The following is an 18,480-nucleotide window of genomic DNA, read 5'->3' on the forward strand; positions in this document are numbered from 1 at the left end:
GGGTGGTTTGAGATAAAAATAATGCGAGATCGCTTGACGGATGGATTTTCGGTCAATATAATTGCTATCTCTTTAGATGTTCCCTGATAGCTCAGTTGGTAGAGCGACGGACTGTTAATCCGCAGGTCGCAGGTTCGAGCCCTGCTCGGGGAGCCAAAGTTTCATGAAAGCCAGCACATCGTGCTGGCTTTTTGCATTTCCGGCAGGTGTCTGCCTGCCCAACCCCTCCGCGCCCGCCGGCGAGGCGACACCATCCCCATCGCCAGCGGGTTCTTTCCGAGCGAACGACACGACCGCCTCACCGGCAACCCCACTGTCCGGGACAAACGGCTGGGCGTGCCGCTGGTGCGTCGTCGGTCGTGGGGCATGTCGGAGGCGCCTTGAAGGCCTGGCTCGGCGGGCCACGGCGCCGCCGTGGTTGTGATGGCGGAGCGCCTGTACAACAATGCTTTATGACACTCCTCTCGCCACACTCGTCCATGACCAAGATTCTCGCCATCTGTGCCGGTGCTTCGAGCGGCGCCTTGTTGCGCTGGATGCTGGGCCTGCGCCTGAACGCGCTGTTGCCGTCGCTGCCGCTCGGCACGTTGTGCGCCAACCTGCTGGGAGGCTACCTGATCGGCTTCATCATCGCCGTCTTGGCACAGCATGCGACCCTGCCGCCGGAATGGCGTCTGTTGCTGGTGACGGGCTTCCTGGGCGGCCTGACCACCTTTTCGACGTTCTCGGCCGAGGTGGTGGAGTTGTTGCAGCAGGGGCGTTTGGGCTGGGCAGCGGCGGCCATCCTGGCGCACGTGATGGGCTCGCTGCTGATGACCCTGTTGGGCCTCTACAGCTATGCGTGGCTGCGCTCGCTAGTCTGACACCGGCTCGCCGTGATCGGCGCTGAGCAGAGCGTCCAGCAGCAGCCGCGCCTGTGCCGGCAGGCTGTCGATATCTTTCACACACAACTGCAGTTCGCGTATCGCCCACGGGTCGGTCAATTCCACCACGTGCAGCGCATGACTCTGGGCCAGACTCCGCGCCGAGCGGGCCGGCAGGATGGCCAGCCCGGCGTTGCGTCCCACCAAAGTGGCCACGGCGGCGAAGCTGGAAACGCGCAGCCGCAGGCGTAGCGCCTTGCCCTTGCGCCGTGCCATGCTTTCCACGAAGCCTTGCATGGCGCTGGTTTCGGTCAGGCCGACGAAGGCATGATCGAGCAAGGTGGCGAACGCGACCGAAGCCGTGCCGTGGAGCGGGTGCGCGGGGCCGCAAATCACCACCAGGCGGTCGCGGGCAAACGGCAGCAAGGGCAGCCGTTCCACCCCCAGGCTGCCGTCCAGGATGCCGATATCGGCCTCGCCGTCTTCGATCGCCGTGACGATGTCGCGGCTCGGGCGCTCGGCCAGCACAACATCCAGCTCGGGCTGCGCCGCCAGAAAGCGGCCCAGCAGGTCCGGCAGGAATTCGTTGCTGGCGACGCTGTTGGCCATCAGCCGGATTTCCCGCCGCACGCCCTGGCTGAGCCGCCCCATGTCGCCATTCAGCTGCTCTGAGCCCAGCAAGAGACGCCGGGCATGATGCAGCAGCACGTCGCCGGCATGGGTGAGGGCGATGCCGCGCGAGTGGCGTTCCACCAGCTGCACCCCGTACAGGTCTTCCAGCTTTTTCAGGCGCTGGCTGGCGGCGGAGAGGGCCATCGGGAAGCGTTCGGCGGCCTCGGTCAGGCTGCCGCTCTCGGCCAGGGCGGTGAACAGTTTCAGGTCGATGAAGTCGAGTCGCATGGTGCGGGGTTTCTACAGAGGGGAGGGGGCGGATAGACCGGCGCGCCGCGGCTGCAGCAGGCGGACCCGTTCAGTGAAAGCGAACCCCCGCCGTTGAGCCTTCGTGTTTGGAGAAGTCTGGCTGCGCCAAGAACATAACGGTGTGCCGGCACTTCCCGCCATAATAGGCCGAAAACAAGGAACCTGACATGATCGAAGCACAGAAACCGCTGCCGCTGGCTGGCCGTGTCGCCTTCGCGAAAAACAAAGGTGTGGCCATGGCTCTGTTGGCGGCGCTGGGGTTTTCCGCCAAGGCGGTGTTCGTCAAACTGGGGTATCGCTACGGCGCCGGCGCCGAAGCCCTGCTGGTGTTGCGCATGGCCTTCGCCCTGCCGTTCTTCCTGCTGATGGCGTGGCGCAGCGGCGTGGCTGGCGGCGCGCGCCGTCTCGAGCGGCGCGACTGGCAGCAACTGGCGCTGCTGGGCTTGCTGGGCTACTACCTCTCCAGCCTGCTGGATTTCATCGGCCTGCAATACGTCTCGGCGGCGCTGGAGCGTCTGACGCTGTTTCTCTACCCGACGCTGGTGTTGTTCATCTCGGTGCTGTGGCTGGGCAAGCGCTACCCGGCCAAGGTGTGGCTGGGGGTCGGGCTGGCCTATCTCGGCATCGCCCTCGCTTTCGTGCAGGATCTGCGCGACGCCGGGCTGGGCAGTCAGGCGCTGATCGGCCTGGCCTGGGTCGTTGCCAGTACCGTGAGCTATGCCCTGTACCTGGTCGGCTCGGGGGAGGCGATCGCCCGCATCGGTGCCACCCGTTTCGCCGCGCTGGCGACACTGGTGGCGTGCCTGGCGGTGTTCGTCCACTTTGCCGTGACCACGCCGCTGACGGCGCTGCTTCTGCCCATGCCGGTGTACCTGATCGGGTTCGCCATGGGAGTGTTCAGCACGGTGCTGCCGGTGTGGTGCCTCAACGTCGCGATCCGCCAGCTCGGCGCCGGCAAGGCGGCCTCGGTCGGCACGCTGGGGCCGGTATTGACCATGGCGATGGGCTGGCTCGTCCTCGGCGAGAGCCTGACCGGGTTGCAGGTGCTGGGCGCGGCGCTGGTGATCGGCGGGGTGGGGGTGGTCGGGCGCAGCAAGTGAGCGGGCGGCCGTGACGGTAAAAGGTTGGCCGAAGACCGGTAGCTGGGCATGAAAAAGCCGCATGGAACTCCATGCGGCTTTGTCCTGGCTGCGCGGGGCGCGCTCGGGGTGGCTTACAGCTTGCCGCTCACCCAGGCGTTGACGCCGGCCAGTGCCTCGGCCAGCTTCTCGGGCTGGGTGCCGCCGGCTTGGGCCATGTCGGGACGCCCGCCGCCCTTGCCGCCCACCTGCTGGGCGACGAAGTTGACCAGTTCGCCGGCCTTGATCTTGCCGGTCAGGTCGGCGGTGACGCCGGCCACCAGCGAGACCTTGCCGTCGCCCTTGGCGGCCAGCACGATGGCGGCCGACTTGAGCTTGTCCTTGAGCTTGTCCAGGGTCTCGCGCAGCGCGGTGTTGTCGGCGCCTTCCAGCTCGGCAGCCAGCACCTTGATGCCGCCGATCTCGACCGCGCTGTCGGCCAGGGTGTCGCCGGCCGAGGCGGCCAGCTTGGCCTTGAGGCGCGACAGCTCCTTCTCCAGCGCCTTCAGGTTGTCCTGCAGGCTGCCGATCTTGCCGACCACTTCCTCGCTGGTCTGCGCCTTCAGCGCGCCGGCCGCTTCCTTCACCAGGCTTTCCTGCTGCTGGGCGTAGGCCACGGCGCCTTCGCCGGTCACCGCCTCGATGCGGCGCACGCCGGCGGCCACGCCGCCTTCCGCCACGATCTTGAAGAAGCCGATGTCGCCGGTGCGCTTGACGTGGGTGCCGCCGCACAGTTCGGTGGAGAATTCGCCCATCTTCAGCACGCGCACCTCGTCGCCGTACTTCTCGCCGAACAGCGCGATGGCGCCGGCGCGGATGGCGTCGTCGTAGGCCATCACGTTGGCCGATACCTCGACGTTGTGCAGCACGATGCGGTTCACCACGCGTTCGATCTCGGCGATCTGCGCGGCCGACACCGGCTCGCCATGGGCGAAGTCGAAGCGGGTGCGCTCGGCGTTCACCAGCGAACCCTTCTGCGCCACGTGGCTGCCCAGCACGTGACGCAAGGCCGCGTGCAACAGGTGGGTGGCGGAGTGGTTGCGTGCGGTGGCGAGGCGCTTGTGCAGGTCGATGGTGGCCTGCACCGTGTCGCCGACGTGCAGCGCACCGCGCACCACGCGGCCGCTGTGGCCGAAGGTGGCGGCCTTGATCTTCTGGGTGTCAGTCACGTCGAACAGCGCGCCGACGCCGCCGCTCACCGAAATTTCGCCGCAATCGCCGACCTGGCCGCCGCCCTCGGCGTAGAACGCGGTGTCGTCCAGCACCACTACGCCTTCTTCGCCTTCGGCCAACTGCTCGACCGGGGTGCTGCCCTTGAACAGCGCCAGCACCTTGGCGTCGACGCTGGCGGTTTCGTAGCCGTGGAAGCGGGTGTCGGCACCCGCGTACTCCAGGTTGCCGGTCATCTTGAAGCTGGAGGCGGCACGCGCGCGTTCACGCTGGGCGTTCATCGCGTGCTCGAAGCCCTCCATGTCCACCTCGATATTACGCTCGCGGCAGATGTCGGCGGTCAGGTCGACTGGGAAGCCGAAGGTGTCGTACAGCTTGAAGATGGTGTCGCCGTCCATGCGGATCTTGCCGCCCTGCAGCGCGGCATCGACCAGCGCCATGCCGTGCTCCAGGGTCTCGGCGAAGCGGATTTCCTCGGCGCGCAGGTTGTCTTCGATGTGGGCCTGCTGCTGGCGCAGTTCCGGGTAGGCCCCGCCCATTTCTTCCACCAGGTCGGCTACGATCTTGTGGAAGAACAGGCCCTTCTGGCCCAGCTTGTAGCCGTGACGGATGGCGCGGCGGGCAATGCGGCGCAGCACGTAGCCGCGACCTTCGTTGGACGGCAGGATGCCGTCGGCGATCATGAAGCTGCAGGCGCGGATGTGGTCGGCGATCACCTTCAGTGACGGCACGTTCTGGCTGTACTCGACGCCGGTTTCACGCGCGGCGGCGCGCACCAGGCAGGCGAGGCCGTCGGTTTCGTAGTTGGACTTCACGTGCTGCAGCACGGTGGAGAGGCGCTCCAGGCCCATGCCGGTATCCACCGACGGCTTCGGCAGCGGGTGCAGCGTGCCGGTTTCGTCGCGGTTGAACTGCATGAACACGTTGTTCCAGATTTCCATGAAGCGGTCGCCGTCCTCGTCCGGGCTGCCCGGAGGGCCGCCGGCGACTTCCTCGCCGTGGTCATAGAAAATCTCGGTGCACGGGCCGCACGGGCCGGTGTCGCCCATGGTCCAGAAGTTGTCGGAGGCGTACGCCGCGCCCTTGTTGTCGCCGATGCGCACGATCTTTTCCACCGGCAGGCCGACGGTCTTGTGCCAGATGTCGAAGGCCTCGTCGTCGCTGGCGTACACCGTGACCATCAGCTTTTCCTTCGGCAGGGCCAGCCACTGCTCGCCGGTCAGGAACTCCCAGGCGTAGGTGATGGCATCGTGCTTGAAGTAGTCGCCGAAGCTGAAGTTGCCCAGCATCTCGAAGAAGGTGTGGTGGCGCGCGGTATAGCCGACGTTCTCCAGGTCGTTGTGCTTGCCGCCGGCACGCAGGCATTTCTGGCTGGTGGTGGCGCGGGTGTAGTCGCGCTTCTCGAAGCCGAGGAACACGTCCTTGAACTGGACCATGCCGGCCACGGTGAACATCAGGGTCGGGTCGTTGCCGGGGATCAGGCTGCTGGAAGGCACGACCTGATGGCCCTTGGAGGCAAAAAAGTCCAGAAACTTCTGGCGAATTTCAGAGGTTTTCATAAATATTGTTTCGTCAGGGTCTAAGACGGGCCGCCAACCGGGTTGTTGCGGCGCACTACATCGAGCATGGCTCGATTGTGTCAAGCCGTCCCGGTGCTGGCAAGGGTTTCGGCCCGCTTCTTGACGGCTTCGTTCATGCCGACGAAGCCGTTTCGGGTGTGGTTGAGCAGGGTTTCGGAAAACAGCGGGGTCAACAGGCCCTGGAAGGTCTCGCGCTGGTACAGCCGGGTGGTGCCGGCATCCAGCACCTCCAGTTCAAAGGCGTGCACGCCGCAAAACAGCGGCTGGGCCAGCAAGGTGCCGCGCCAGACCAGCTTGAGGCCCGGTTCGAGCTCGATCAGGGTGGGGCGGAAGGTCATGCGCCGTGCCTGCGGCGGATGCACCGTGACGCACAGCCGCGCACCGCGCTGCAGCTTGCCGTGCAGGCCGACGATGAACGGGTTCCAGTACGGATAGCTGGGCCAGTCGGTGAGCACCTGCCAGATCTGGTCGGGGCTGGCCTGGATGTCGATACGGCTGTCGATGGTCTTGATTGGCATCGCCCTAATCCTCCGCGTCGGTAAAGTCTTCGTCCACCGTTCCTTGCAGCACCCGGCGGATCACGTCCATCGGGAAGCCGCGCGTGGCGAGAAACCGCATTTGCTTCATCTTGTCCTGGGGCGTGGCGGGCGGCGTGCCGAACTTGCGCTGCCACAGCGAGAGCGCCACGGCCGTGTCGTCCTGCTGCGCCAGCGCCGTCTCGATCGCTTCCCGGTCCAGCCCTTTTTCACGCATCGCCTGGGCGATGCGGCGGCTGCCGTACTTGCGGCCCTTGACGTCGGCAAACTGCTCGGCAAAACGGTGGTCGGATTGCCAGCCGTTGGCCGCCAGCTCGTCGAGCAGGGTGGCCAGCTGTTCCGCGCTCTCGGCAAACGGCGCGAGCCGCCGCTCCAGTTCCCGGCGCGAATATTCGCGCCGGGAGAGGAGGTCGACGGCCCGCGCTTTCAGGCTTTTCGTCATGCGCCGGATCAGAACATGCCGTCAGCCAGCTCTTCCTCTTCCGGCTGGCCTTCGGTGATGGCGACATTGATGCCGACCGCTTCGCGAATCTTGCCTTCGATCTCGCGCGCGATGGCCGGGTTGTCCTTCAGCCACAGACGGGTGTTGTCCTTGCCCTGGCCGATCTTCTGGCCGTTGTAGCTGTACCAGGCGCCGGATTTCTCGACGAAGCCATGCTCCACGCCCAGCTCGACGATTTCGCCCTCGCGCGAGATGCCTTCGCCGTACAGGATGTCGAAGCCGGCCTGGCGGAACGGCGGCGATACCTTGTTCTTGACCACTTTGACGCGGGTCTCGTTACCGATGATTTCCTCGCCCTTCTTGATGCCGCCGATACGACGGATGTCGAGGCGCACCGAGGCGTAGAACTTCAGCGCGTTGCCGCCGGTGGTGGTTTCCGGGCTGCCGAACATCACGCCGATCTTCATGCGGATCTGGTTGATGAAGATCACCAGGGTGTTGGTGCGCTTGATATTGCCGGTCAGCTTGCGCAGCGCCTGGCTCATCAGGCGGGCGTGCAGGCCGACGTGGTTGTCGCCCATTTCGCCTTCGATTTCGGCCTTCGGCACCAGGGCCGCCACCGAGTCGACCACGATCACGTCGACGCCGCTGGAACGCACCAGCATGTCACAGATTTCCAGCGCCTGTTCGCCGGTGTCCGGCTGCGAGATCAGCAGGTCTTCGACGTTGACGCCGAGTTTCTGGGCGTAGGTCGGGTCGAGCGCGTTTTCCGCATCGATGTAGGCGCAGGTGCCGCCCAGTTTCTGCGCTTCGGCCACCACCTGCAGACACAGCGTGGTCTTGCCGGACGATTCCGGGCCGTAGATTTCCACCACGCGACCGCGCGGCAGGCCGCCCACGCCCAGCGCCAGATCGAGACCGAGCGAGCCGGTGCTGATCACCTGCAGATTTTCGGTGATCTGGTTGTCGCTCATGCGCATGATCGAACCCTTGCCGAACTGCTTCTCAATCTGGGCAAGGGCCGCGGCCAGGGCCTTGCTCTTGTCTTCGGAACGCTCCGCCATGCTGTCTCCAAAAATCGGGTTTGATAAACGTACCGCCGGATTATCGCACAAAGCCCATGGCGCTCAAACGCGGGCATGCGCGCGCCGGCCAAGCGCGATCTGCCGTGAGGCGCTTGAAATGCCGGGGAATGCAGCCACTTCTCACTCCACGGGGGACGTGTAAAATGATTGGCATGCTGAACGAACGCGCGCAACGCCTGCTGAAAGCTCTGGTCGAGCGCTACATCGCCGACGGGCAGCCGGTCGGTTCCCGCACGCTGGCCATGGTGGCGGGGCTGGACCTGTCCCCGGCCTCGATTCGTAACGTGCTGGCCGATCTCGAAGAGATGGGCCTGGTTGCCTCGCCGCACACCTCGGCCGGCCGTATACCGACCGCCAAGGGCTACCGCCTGTTCGTCGACCGGATGCTGACCATCCGGCCGCTGGAAGAGGGCACGCTGCACGAGCTGGAGCACAGCCTGCAGCCGGACAGCCCGCAGCGCATCGCCCAGTCGGCCTCGTCGCTGCTGTCCGATCTCACCCATTTCGCCGGCGTGGTGATCACCCCGCAGCGCCTCGACGTGGCCTTCCGCCAGGTCGAGTTCTTGCGTCTGTCGGAGCGGCGCATCTTGCTGATCCTGGTGACCATGGACGGCGACGTGCAGAATCACCTGCTCAATCCGTCGCGCGACTACTCCCCGACCGAGCTGATCGAGGCCGCCAACTTTCTCAACCAGCACTACGCCGGTCAGGGCTTGACCAGCATCGCGCAGCGCATGGAGAGCGAGCTGCACCAGCTGAAGGGGGATATCACCGAGCTGATGGCGGCGGCGATCCGCTTCGGCCAGAGCGCGATGAGCGACGCGCCGGCCTCGGTGGTGATCGCCGGCGGCACCAACCTGCTGAACGTCAGCGATCTCTCCGACGACCTGACGCGGTTGCGCGAGCTGTTCGAGACCTTCGAGCGCAAGACCGAGCTGCTGGAGCTGCTCAACCAGAGCCGCAACGCGCAGGGGGTCAATATTTTCATCGGCGAGGAGTCGGGGGTGGTGACGCTGGGCGAGTGCTCGATCGTGACCGCGCCTTACTGCATCAACGGCCAGGTGGTGGGCACGCTCGGCGTGGTGGGCCCGACCCGCATGGCCTACGAGCGCGTCATTCCCATCGTGGACATTACCTCGCGCCTGGTGTCGAGCGCGCTGTCCTATCAATAAACCCAGTCGGTCGGCGTGGTGCCGGCGGATGCCTTACCGGAACGCCCTGATGAAACTCCTTACCTGCTCGGCTGCCGCCACGCTCGCCCTGACCAGCTCGCTGGCGCTGGCCGACGCGGCGTTTCTCGCCCGGCCCGACGTGCAACGCTATATCGACGAGCAGGTGGCCAGCGGCCAGTTCGACCGCCCCGAGCTGGAGGCGGTGTTCGCCAACGTCGAAACCAAGCCCAACATCCTGCAGATACTCGACCGCCCGGCCACCTCGCGGCCGTGGTACCAGTTCCGTACGGCCTTCTTCAACGATCGCCTGATCGACGGCGGCGTGGCGTTCTGGAAAGACAACGCGGCTACGCTGGAGCGGGCCGAGGCGACCTTCGGCGTGGCGCCGGAGGTGGTGGTGGCGATCATCGGCATCGAGACCGGCTACGGCCGCAGCACCGGCAGTTTCCGCGTGGTGGATGCCCTGTCGACCATCGGTTTCGATTACCCGCGCCGCGCCGAGTACTTCCGCGGCGAACTCACCGAGTTCCTGCGCCTGGCCAAGGAAGAGGGCAAGAACCCGCTGCTCTTGAAAGGCTCCTACGCCGGCGCCATGGGCTGGCCGCAGTTCATGCCGTCGAGCTACCGCAAGTGGGCGGTGGACTTCGACGGCGACGGCCATCGCGATATCTGGGGCAGCGTGCCGGACGTGATCGGCAGCGTGGCGCATTACTTCCAGCTGCACGGCTGGCGCCACGGCGACGACGTGATCCTGCCGGCCAGCGTGCAGCCGGGGGCGCAGGTCGATCAGCTGGTGGCCGACAAGTTCAACCTGCACTATACCGTGGGCGAGCTGAAGCAGATGGGGGTGCAGCCGGAGGCGCCGGTGGGCGACCAGGTGCCGGCGGTGCTGGTGCCGCTGGAAACCGCGCCCGGCGTGACCGAATACTGGCTCGGTCTGAACAACTTCTACGTCATCACCCGCTACAACAAGAGCACCCTGTACGCCAAAGCGGCGCAGGAGGTGGCAGCCGCCATCCGCGAGCGTTATCTGGCGCAGCAGTTCCTCGGCCAGCAGCCGGTTTCGACACCGGCGCCGTGACGTCGGGCGGCGACGAAAAGGGTCGCCTTGCCTGCCAATTGGAATTAGAATCCGCCACCATGACTTATCAAGTGCTTGCCCGCAAATGGCGCCCGAAACGCTTTGCCGACCTGGTCGGTCAGGAGCACGTGGTGCGCGCCCTGACCAACGCCCTGGCCGGTGAGCGGCTGCATCACGCCTACCTGCTGACCGGCACGCGCGGCGTGGGCAAGACCACCATCGCCCGGATTCTCGCCAAGAGCCTCAACTGCGAGGCCGGTGTCGGCGCCGAGCCGTGCGGCGAGTGTTCCGCCTGTCGCCAGATCGACGCCGGCCGCTTCGTCGACCTCTTGGAGATCGACGCCGCCTCCAATACCGGCATCGACAATATCCGCGAAGTGCTGGAAAACGCCCAGTACGCGCCTACCTCGGGGCGCTACAAGGTGTACATCATCGACGAGGTGCACATGCTCTCCAAGAGCGCCTTCAACGCCATGTTGAAGACGCTGGAAGAGCCGCCGGCCCACGTCAAGTTCATCCTTGCCACCACCGATCCGCAGAAGGTGCCGGTGACGGTGCTGAGCCGCTGTCTGCAGTTCTCGCTGCGCAACATGACGCCGCAGCAGGTGGCGGGCCACCTGGCACGCGTGCTCGACGTGGAGCAGGTGAGCTACGAGGCGCCGGCGCTGGCGCTGCTGGGCCGTGCCGCCGCCGGCTCGATGCGCGACGCGCTGTCGCTGCTCGACCAGGCCATCGCCTACGGCGTCGGCAAGGTTGAGGAGGGCGGGGTGCGCGCCATGCTGGGTGCGGTCGACCGTGCCTACCTCTATACCCTGTTGGAAGCCCTGGCCGAGGCCGACGGCCCGCGTCTGATCGAGGAGGCCAAGGCGTTGGCCGAGCGCGGCGTCGGTTTCGACAGCGCACTGGGCGAGCTGGCCCTGCTGTTGCAGCAGATCGCGCTGGCGCAGACGGTGCCGGCCGCCATCACCGGTGACGACCCCGACGCCGAGGCGGTGCTGGCACTGGCGCAACTGATCGCGCCAGAAGACGTGCAGCTCTACTACCAGATCGCCATCCATGGCCGCAAGGACCTGGCCCTGGCGCCGGACGAGCACGCCGGTTTCACCATGACGCTGCTACGCATGCTGGCGTTTCATCCGCAGAATGCGCCGGGCGACAGCACGCCGGCACCGCGTCCGGCGGCGGCGTGCCGTCCCGAGCCGGCGAGCCGGCCGGCCGTGCCGAGTGAGCCGTCGGTGGAGGGGGCTTCCGCTGCCAAGGCCTTGCTGGCGCGTTTGTCCGGCCGCAACGGAGCGGCGCGCAGTGCACCCGCCACGCCGGACGAGTCCGCACCGGCCGACCCCGAACCCGAGCCGGCGCGCGTCGAACCGGTGCCGGCGGCCCCGGCTGTCGCCACTCAGTCCGAGCCGGGCACGCCGCCGTCGGTCGAGCTGGCGCCGTGGGAGGATGCTCCCGACGACGATGACGCCGGCGACGTCGCCGCCGAAGCCTGGCAGGCGGGGGTGAGCGCCGACGACAGCACGGCCGAGGCGTGGTCGGAGCCGGCCGCGCCGCCTGCCGCCGCCGAGCCCTATGTTTTCGACGGCGATTGGGCCGCGTTGGTGGCCGAGCTGGGCGCGCGCATGGGGGCCAGCCGCATGCTGGCGCACAACGCGGTGCTCAAATCCTGGAATGGACGGCGCTTGCAGCTGGCGGTGCCGGAGAGCTTCCGTCACCTCGCCACGCGCGATTACCAGGAAAAACTCAAGGCCGCGTTGGCCGAACGCTTTGGCCAGGCGCCGGAGCTGTCGGTCAGCGTGGAGGAGCTGGGGATGGAAACCCCAGCGATGCGCGAGGCGCGTTTCCGCCAGGAACAGCTGGCGGCGGCGCGTGTCAATCTCGAAAATGATCCCGTGGTGCGGCAGCTGGTCGGCGAATTCAACGCCGTGCTGCTCACCGAGACGATTCAACCTGTGCAGGAGTTGTAGCCCATGTTCGGAAAAGGTGGTATCGCCGGCCTGATGAAGCAGGCCCAGCAGATGCAGGAAAACATGAAGAAGGCCCAGGAAGAGCTGGGCAAGGTCGAAGTCGAAGGCCAATCCGGCGCCGGCCTGGTCAAGGTGGTGATGACCTGCCAGCACGACATCAAGCGCGTGTCGATCGACGACAGCCTGCTGGAAGACGCCAAGGACGACAAGGAAATGCTGGAAGACCTGATCGCCGCCGCCGTCAACGACGCGGTGCGCAAGGTGGAAAGCACCACCCAGGACAAGATGTCCGGTTTCACCGCCGGCCTCAACCTGCCGCCGGGCATGAAACTGCCGTTCTGATTCCCGATGTCTTCCTAAAGAACCGGCTCTCGATCTGTAGCGAGCGGCCCTCAGCGGGGTGAATGGCAGCGCAGAAACCGGAATGTACACACAGTACATGAGGATTTCTGATCGCTGAGCGAATCCCTGCGTGCCAATCTTCGATTGGCTCAGCGATAGATTCGCACGCCGTATACATGAGCCCCGATCAGGGCTGCGCAGCAAGATCGGGGGCTGGTTCTAAGGTTGGCCGAAGCATGGGCTTCGGCCAACCTTTTTCTCTTTCTCCGCCTGCCCGATGAAAAATCCCCCCTCGCTCGACCAGTTGATTTCCGCGCTCAAGGTGCTGCCCGGGGTCGGCCCCAAGTCGGCCCAGCGCATGGCCTTCCACCTGCTGCAGCGCGATCAGGCCGGGGCCGACCGGCTGGCGCGCGCGCTCGACCGGGCGCTGGCCAACCTGACCCACTGCGAGCGCTGCAACACCTTCAGCGAGACGCCGTTGTGCAATCTGTGCGCCGAGCCGGCGCGCAACCAGCACCAGCTGTGCATCGTGGAAATGCCGGCCGACCTGCTGATGCTGGAGCAGGCGCGCTGCTACGACGGCCTGTACTTCGTGCTGATGGGGCGGCTGTCGCCGATCGACGGCATCGGCCCCAAGGACGTCAACCTCGACAAGCTGATGGTGCGCGCGCTCGACGGCGTGGTGGAGGAGGTGATCATCGCCACCAACTTCACCGCCGAAGGCGAGGTGACGGCGCACATGATCGCCGAGTTGCTGAAGGACCGGGGCCTGGCGGTCAGCCGCATCGCGCGCGGCATGCCGGTGGGCGGCGAGTTGGAGTATGTCGACTCAGGCACGCTGGCGCAGGCATTGTACGAGCGGCGCCAGCTGGGGTGATCCGGGGGCGGTAAAATCCGCGCAAGGACAAAAGGTTGGCCGAAGACGCACTGCGCGTGCCTTCGGCCAACCTTTTTGCCGTGGCGCTCGGCAGGCTAGTGGCTCAGCTGTGGGAACAGCCGGTACAGCCCGTCCACGATGATCTCCACCGACACCGCCGCCAGGATCATGCCCATCACCCGGTTGACGATGTTGATGCCGGTCTGGCCGAGCCAGCGGCTGATCGGCGTGGCCATCGCCATCGCGGCGTAGCAGGACAGCGCGATCAACAGGCCGCTGACGATCAGGTAGCTGATCTGCACCCAGCTGTGGGCCGTGGTGCTGTAGATGATCACGGTGGAGATGGTGCCCGGCCCGGTCAGCAGCGGCATCGCCATCGGCACCACCGCGATGTTGGTGCGCAACTCGGCTTCCACGCGCTCCTCGTCGCTGGTCTTGGTGGGGTTGGGCTTGGCGTTCATCAGCGCCAGCGCGATCATCATCACCAGCAGGCCGCCGCCGACCTGGAACGAGCCGATGCTGATGCCGAGAAATTTCAGCAGGCTCTCGCCGATCAGCGCCGAGGTGATGATCACCACCGCCACCGAGGTGGACGAAATCTTGGCGATCTTGCGCCGCTCGGGCTGGCTCGCGTTCGGCGTCAGGCTGATGAACAGCGGAATCGCGCCGAGCGGGTTGACCAGCACCAGCAGCGAAATGAATATCTTGGCGATTTCCAGTTCTTTCATGAGCCGGATGTCCTTGTTGTTGTCGAAGTCGGTCGGTAAGGGGAAACGTTCCGCTGCGTTTCTGAAGAGGCCCCGGCTCCGCCCGGGCAAGAAAAATCGGCAGACACCCGGTCTGCCGACGCGCGCTCAGGAGCCGGGGCAGGGGCTCACAGCAGCAGGTTCTTCAGCGCGGCCTCGTAGATATCCGACAGCCGCTCGATGGCGTGCACTTCGACGCATTCGTTCAGCTTGTGGATCGAGGCGTTGACCGGGCCGAACTCGGCCAGTTCGCGCGCGATGCGCTTGATGAAGCGCCCGTCCGAGGTACCGCCGGTGGTGGACAGCTCGGCATCCACTCCCATCACCTGCTTGATGGAGCGTTCCAGCGCCCGCGTCAGCGTCCCTTCCTCGGTCAGGAACGGGTTGCCGGACAAGGTCCAGTGCAGCTCGTAGGCCAGACCGTGGGCGTCCAGAATCTGGTGCACGCGGTCCTTCAGCGTCTCGGCGGTGTGCTCGGTGGAGAAGCGGAAGTTGAACTTGACCTCGCAGGAGCCGGGGATGATGTTGGTGGCGCCGGTGCCGGCATTAATATTCGACACCTGCCAGCTGGTCGGCGGGAAGTGGTGGTTGCCTTGGTCCCATTCCTCGGCGGCCAGTTCGGCCAGCGCCGGGGCGATCAGGTGCACCGGGTTCTTCGCCAGGTGCGGGTAGGCGATGTGGCCCTGGATGCCGTGCACGATCAGGTGACCCGACAGCGAGCCGCGCCGGCCGTTCTTGATGGTGTCGCCCAGCACGTGGTTGGAGGTCGGTTCGCCGACGATGCAGTAGTCGATCAGCTCGCCACGCGCTTCCAGCGCATCCACCACGCGCACGGTGCCGTCGATGGCGCTGCCTTCCTCGTCCGAGGTGATCAACAACGCGATCGAACCCGGGTGACCCGGGTGCTGCGCCACGAAGCGTTCGATCGAGGTGATGAAGGCGGCCAGCGAGGCCTTCATGTCCGCCGCGCCGCGTCCGAACAGGTAGCCGTTGCGGATGGTCGGCTCGAACGGGTGGCTGTCCCATTTGTCCAGCGGGCCGGTCGGCACCACGTCGGTATGGCCGGCGAAGCACACCACCGGACCGCTCGTGCCACGGCGGGCCCAGAAGTTGTCGACGTCGCCGTAGCGCATGCGCTCCACGGTGAAACCGACCGCCTCCAGGCGGGCGATCATGCGCTCCTGGCAGCCGGCGTCGTTCGGGGTGACCGAATCGAGGCGGATCAGCTCTTCGGTCAGCATCAGGGTATTGGTCATTGGCCGAACGCCTTTCCGTAGAGGTCTTCCTTGAAGCCGAGTTCGACGGCCTCGCCGCGCTCCAGCACCGGGCGCTTGATCAGCGACGGGTTGGCCTGGATCAGCGCGATGGCCGAGCCGACGTCGTCGGCCCGTGCCTTGTCGGCGTCGGAGAGCTTGCGCCAGGTGGTGCCCTGGCGGTTGATCACCTTGTCAAGGCCGGCGGCCTCGATCCAGTGCTGCAGGCGCGCCTCGGCGATGCCCTGTTTCTTGAAATCGTGGAACACGTAGTCGATCTGGTGCTCGGTCAGCCACTGGCGGGCTTTCTTGACCGTGTCGCAGTTGGGTATGCCGTAGAGGGTGGTGGTCATGTCGATGCGGGTTAAACGTCCAGGGTGAAGCCATCAAAGCTGGCGGAGGCATCCTTGCCGGCCGGTTTGGCCGCGGCCGGCTTGCCGGCGGGCTCTTCGCCGGGCTTGTCGTGACCGTGGTTGATCAGCCAGTACAGGTTGGTCGGCGAGTCGGCATTGCGCAGCGCCTCGTCGAGCGTAATCTTGCCATCGCGATACAGCCGGAACAAGGATTGCTCGAAGGTCTGGGCGCCTTCGCTCATGCTGTGCTCGATCGCCTCCTTGATGCTGGAGATTTCCCCGGTGCGGATCAGTTCGGCGATGTGCGAGGTGTTGAGCAGCAGCTCCACCGCCGGCGTCAGCGTCTTGTCGACCGTCGGCACCAGGCGCTGCGACACCACCGCCTTGAGCGAGACCGACAGGTCCATCAGCAGCGCGGTACGGTTGTCGGGCGGGAAGAAGCTGATCACCCGGTTCAGCATGTGGTAGCTGTTGTTGGCGTGCAGCGTGGTGATGCAGAGGTGGCCCGACTGGGCGTAGTTGATGGCGTACATCAGCGTTTCGGCGTCGCGGATTTCGCCGATCATCAGCACCTCTGGCGCCTCGCGCATGGCGTTCTTCAGCGCGGTCTGGTAGCTCTTGGTGTCGATGCCGATCTCGCGCTGGTTGACGATCGACTTCCTGTGCTCGAACAGGAATTCGATCGGGTCCTCCACCGTCAGGATATGCCCGCTCTTGCTCTGGTTGCGGTGCTCCAACAGCGCCGCCACGGTCGAGCTCTTGCCGCTGCCGGTGGCGCCCACCACGATGATCAGGCCGCGCTTTTCCATGATCAGCGGCTTGAGCATCGCCGGCAGGTTGAGTTTCTCCAGTGACGGGATGGTCGGGGCGATGCGGCGGATGACCATCGCCGGTTGCCCTTTCTGGCGGAAGATGTTGACGCGGAAATTGCCCAGATCGTCGACCTGGCGCGCGAAGTTCATCTCGAACTCGCGCTCGTACTCGGCGATCTCCTCCTCGTCCATCAGGCTGTAGACCAGTGTCTTCACTTGTTCAGGGGTCAGCGCCTTGTCGTTGACCGGCAGCGTCACCCCCTCGATCTTGATCTGGGCCGGGGCGTGGGCGGTGAAGAAGATATCGCTGGCACTCTTGTCGGCCATCAATTTGAAAAACGGCAACAACAACATGATTCGGCTCCTGCTGGGCATGGCTTTTGTGCAAGTGTAGCCGTAAATGGCATAAAGAAACCCGCCTGAAGCGGGTTTCTTTGCCGGGTGCCGCGAGCTTTTTCACGGGGACTTGGCCAGCTCCTGGTCCCGCAGCGCGCGGCGCAGGATCTTGCCGACGTTGGTCTTGGGCAGCTCGCTGCGGAACTCGACGTGGCGCGGCACCTTGTAGCCGGTCAGATTCTTGCGGCAATGCTCGATGATGTCCTTCTCGGTGAGCGCGGGGTCCTTGCGTGTCACAAACACCTTGACCACCTCGCCCGACTTCTCGTCCGGCACGCCGATGCATGCCACCTCCAGCACGCCGGGGTGCATCGCCACCACGTCCTCGATCTCGTTGGGGTAGACGTTGAAGCCGGACACCAGGATCATGTCCTTCTTGCGGTCCACCAGCTTGACGAATCCGCCCGGTGTCACCATCGCCATGTCCCCAGTGGCGAGGAAACCATCTGCGCCGATCACCTTGGCGGTCTCGTCCGGGCGCTGCCAGTAGCCTTTCATCACCTGAGGCCCGCGGATGAACAGCTCGCCGGCTTCGCCAACCGGCAGCTCGCGTCCCTCGGCGTCACGAATCTGGATCTCGGTCGACGACACTGGCAGGCCGATGCTGCCGTTGTATTCCTTCAGGTTGAGCGGGTTGATGCAGGCGGCAGGCGAGGTTTCGGTCAGGCCGTAGGCCTCCACCAGCGCCACCCCGGTGACTTCCTTCCATTTGTCCGCCACCGCCTTCTGCACCGCCATGCCGCCGCCCAGCGTCAGACGCCAGGTCGAAAAATCGATGGTCTTGAAATCGGGGTGATGCAACAGCGCGTTGAACAGGGTGTTGACCCCGGTGATGGCCGTCACCTTATAGTTCTTCATCTCCTTGATGAAGCCGGCGATGTCACGCGGATTGGTGATCAGCACGTTCAGCGCGCCCACCTCGGTGAACGTCATCAGGTTCGCGGTCAGCGAGAAGATGTGGTAGAGCGGCAGGGCGGTGACGATGACCTCCTGCCCCTCGTGGATGACCGGCTTGATCCAGGCTCCCGCCTGCAGCATGTTGGCGACGATGTTGCCGTGGCTCAGCATCGCCCCCTTGGCCACCCCGGTGGTGCCTCCGGTGTATTGCAGAAAGGCAATGTCGTCGTGGTTGAGGTCGACCGGTACCGGAGCCTGGCGGCGACCTTCGGCCAGCGCCGCCGGGAAGCGGATGTGGCCGGGCAGGTTCCACGCCGGCACCATCTTCTTGATCTTGCGGATGACGAAGTTGACGATGGCAGACTTCGGAAAGTCCAGCATGTCGCCGATCGACGCCACGATCACGTGCTTGATCCGGGTGCGGGCGATGACCTCCTCGAGCACGCTGGCGAAGTTTTCCAGGATCACGATCGTCTCGGCGCCGGAGTCGTTCAGCTGGTGTTCCAGCTCGCGCGGCGTGTAGAGCGGGTTGACGTTGACCACGGTCAGGCCGGCACGCAGGGTACCGAACACGCCGATCGGGTATTGCAGCAGGTTGGGCATCATCAGGGCGACGCGGTCGCCTCTCTTGAGGCCAAGGCGATGCTGCAGGAACGAGGCGAACTCGGCGACGTGCTGGTTGAGGTCCCCGTAACTCAGCACCTTCCCCATATTGGCCATGGCGGGGCGGCTGCGAAACTTGGCGACAGAACGCTCGAACACCTCATCGATCGATCTGAAACTATCGATATCGATGTCTTGCTCGACGCCGGGCTGGTAATTCTTGAGCCAGAGTTTATCCATGCTGTGTTTCTCCATCGTGCTTGATT

General features: G+C 65.3%; 17 protein-coding genes and 1 tRNA gene. 8 read left to right on the forward strand and 10 right to left on the reverse strand.

Going from position 1 to position 18,480, the window contains the following annotated elements; all coding sequences use genetic code 11:
* Positions 1–80 precede the first annotated feature (80 nt).
* Positions 81–156, forward strand: a tRNA-Asn gene (locus ABKF58_RS11570).
* A gap of 323 nt (positions 157–479) precedes the next feature.
* Positions 480–863 carry a fluoride efflux transporter CrcB gene (crcB, locus tag ABKF58_RS11575; protein ID WP_482580773.1) on the forward strand — a complete coding sequence of 128 codons (384 nt, stop codon included), beginning with the start codon at positions 480–482 and terminating at the stop codon, positions 861–863.
* On the opposite strand, the gene ABKF58_RS11580 is transcribed toward crcB, so the two are convergent.
* On the reverse strand, positions 855–1,763 hold the full coding sequence (locus ABKF58_RS11580; RefSeq protein ID WP_482580775.1) for a LysR substrate-binding domain-containing protein: 909 nt from the start codon (positions 1,761–1,763) through the stop codon (positions 855–857). The two genes, crcB and ABKF58_RS11580, sit on opposite strands and share 9 nt — an antisense overlap.
* 188 nt (positions 1,764–1,951) lie before the next feature.
* Here ABKF58_RS11580 and ABKF58_RS11585 point away from each other — a divergent pair, with 188 nt between their 5' ends.
* On the forward strand, positions 1,952–2,884 hold the full coding sequence (locus ABKF58_RS11585) for a DMT family transporter (RefSeq protein ID WP_482580776.1): 933 nt from the start codon (positions 1,952–1,954) through the stop codon (positions 2,882–2,884).
* 113 nt (positions 2,885–2,997) lie between these two features.
* Here the strand turns inward: ABKF58_RS11585 and alaS are convergent, their stop codons facing one another.
* The 4 genes from alaS to recA form a co-directional block, all read right to left on the reverse strand.
* On the reverse strand, positions 2,998–5,631 hold the full coding sequence (gene alaS, locus ABKF58_RS11590; protein ID WP_482580777.1) for an alanine--tRNA ligase: 2,634 nt from the start codon (positions 5,629–5,631) through the stop codon (positions 2,998–3,000).
* Between the two features lie 80 nt (positions 5,632–5,711).
* The gene (locus ABKF58_RS11595) at positions 5,712–6,170 is read right to left on the reverse strand and encodes an SRPBCC domain-containing protein (protein ID WP_014087864.1); all 459 of its coding nucleotides are present in this window, start codon (positions 6,168–6,170) and stop codon (positions 5,712–5,714) included.
* Between the two features lie 4 nt (positions 6,171–6,174).
* Positions 6,175–6,630 carry a recombination regulator RecX gene (gene recX, locus ABKF58_RS11600; RefSeq protein WP_482580779.1) on the reverse strand — a complete coding sequence of 152 codons (456 nt, stop codon included), beginning with the start codon at positions 6,628–6,630 and terminating at the stop codon, positions 6,175–6,177.
* Between the two features lie 8 nt (positions 6,631–6,638).
* Positions 6,639–7,694, reverse strand: coding sequence for a recombinase RecA (recA, locus tag ABKF58_RS11605; RefSeq protein ID WP_014087862.1), 1,056 nt, complete (start codon positions 7,692–7,694; stop codon positions 6,639–6,641).
* A 173-nt stretch (positions 7,695–7,867) separates the two neighbouring features.
* Between recA and hrcA the strand changes: the two genes are divergently transcribed.
* The 5 genes from hrcA to recR all read left to right on the forward strand — a co-directional run bounded on the left by hrcA (position 7,868) and on the right by recR (position 13,154).
* Positions 7,868–8,887, forward strand: a complete 1,020-nt coding sequence (hrcA, locus tag ABKF58_RS11610; protein WP_482580782.1) for a heat-inducible transcriptional repressor HrcA — start codon at positions 7,868–7,870, stop codon at positions 8,885–8,887.
* Positions 8,888–8,936: 49 nt separating this feature from the next.
* The gene (gene mltB, locus ABKF58_RS11615; RefSeq protein ID WP_482580784.1) at positions 8,937–9,968 is read left to right on the forward strand and encodes a lytic murein transglycosylase B; all 1,032 of its coding nucleotides are present in this window, start codon (positions 8,937–8,939) and stop codon (positions 9,966–9,968) included.
* A 59-nt stretch (positions 9,969–10,027) separates the two neighbouring features.
* Complete coding sequence (dnaX, locus tag ABKF58_RS11620) at positions 10,028–11,935, forward strand: DNA polymerase III subunit gamma/tau (RefSeq protein WP_482580786.1); 1,908 nt, start codon at positions 10,028–10,030, stop codon at positions 11,933–11,935.
* A 3-nt stretch (positions 11,936–11,938) separates the two neighbouring features.
* On the forward strand, positions 11,939–12,277 hold the full coding sequence (locus tag ABKF58_RS11625) for a YbaB/EbfC family nucleoid-associated protein (RefSeq protein WP_008954482.1): 339 nt from the start codon (positions 11,939–11,941) through the stop codon (positions 12,275–12,277).
* A gap of 277 nt (positions 12,278–12,554) precedes the next feature.
* The gene (gene recR / locus ABKF58_RS11630) at positions 12,555–13,154 is read left to right on the forward strand and encodes a recombination mediator RecR (RefSeq protein WP_008954483.1); all 600 of its coding nucleotides are present in this window, start codon (positions 12,555–12,557) and stop codon (positions 13,152–13,154) included.
* Positions 13,155–13,249: 95 nt separating this feature from the next.
* Here recR and ABKF58_RS11635 read toward each other — a convergent pair whose 3' ends face one another.
* The 5 genes from ABKF58_RS11635 to ABKF58_RS11655 all read right to left on the reverse strand — a co-directional run bounded on the left by ABKF58_RS11635 (position 13,250) and on the right by ABKF58_RS11655 (position 18,454).
* Complete coding sequence (locus ABKF58_RS11635) at positions 13,250–13,882, reverse strand: MarC family protein (RefSeq protein ID WP_482580788.1); 633 nt, start codon at positions 13,880–13,882, stop codon at positions 13,250–13,252.
* A 146-nt stretch (positions 13,883–14,028) separates the two neighbouring features.
* Entirely contained in the window at positions 14,029–15,156 is a 1,128-nt protein-coding gene (gene dapE / locus ABKF58_RS11640; protein WP_482580791.1) for a succinyl-diaminopimelate desuccinylase, read from the reverse strand.
* Complete coding sequence (locus ABKF58_RS11645; RefSeq protein WP_482580793.1) at positions 15,153–15,506, reverse strand: ArsC family reductase; 354 nt, start codon at positions 15,504–15,506, stop codon at positions 15,153–15,155. The genes dapE and ABKF58_RS11645 overlap by 4 nt, the downstream gene beginning before the upstream one ends.
* A gap of 11 nt (positions 15,507–15,517) precedes the next feature.
* Entirely contained in the window at positions 15,518–16,672 is a 1,155-nt protein-coding gene (locus tag ABKF58_RS11650; protein WP_085275357.1) for a PilT/PilU family type 4a pilus ATPase, read from the reverse strand.
* Between the two features lie 102 nt (positions 16,673–16,774).
* On the reverse strand, positions 16,775–18,454 hold the full coding sequence (locus ABKF58_RS11655; protein WP_482580794.1) for a long-chain-fatty-acid--CoA ligase: 1,680 nt from the start codon (positions 18,452–18,454) through the stop codon (positions 16,775–16,777).
* Positions 18,455–18,480: the final 26 nt, after the last annotated feature.

The sequence above is a fragment of the Pseudogulbenkiania sp. AW2-16 genome (genome assembly GCF_056824575.1).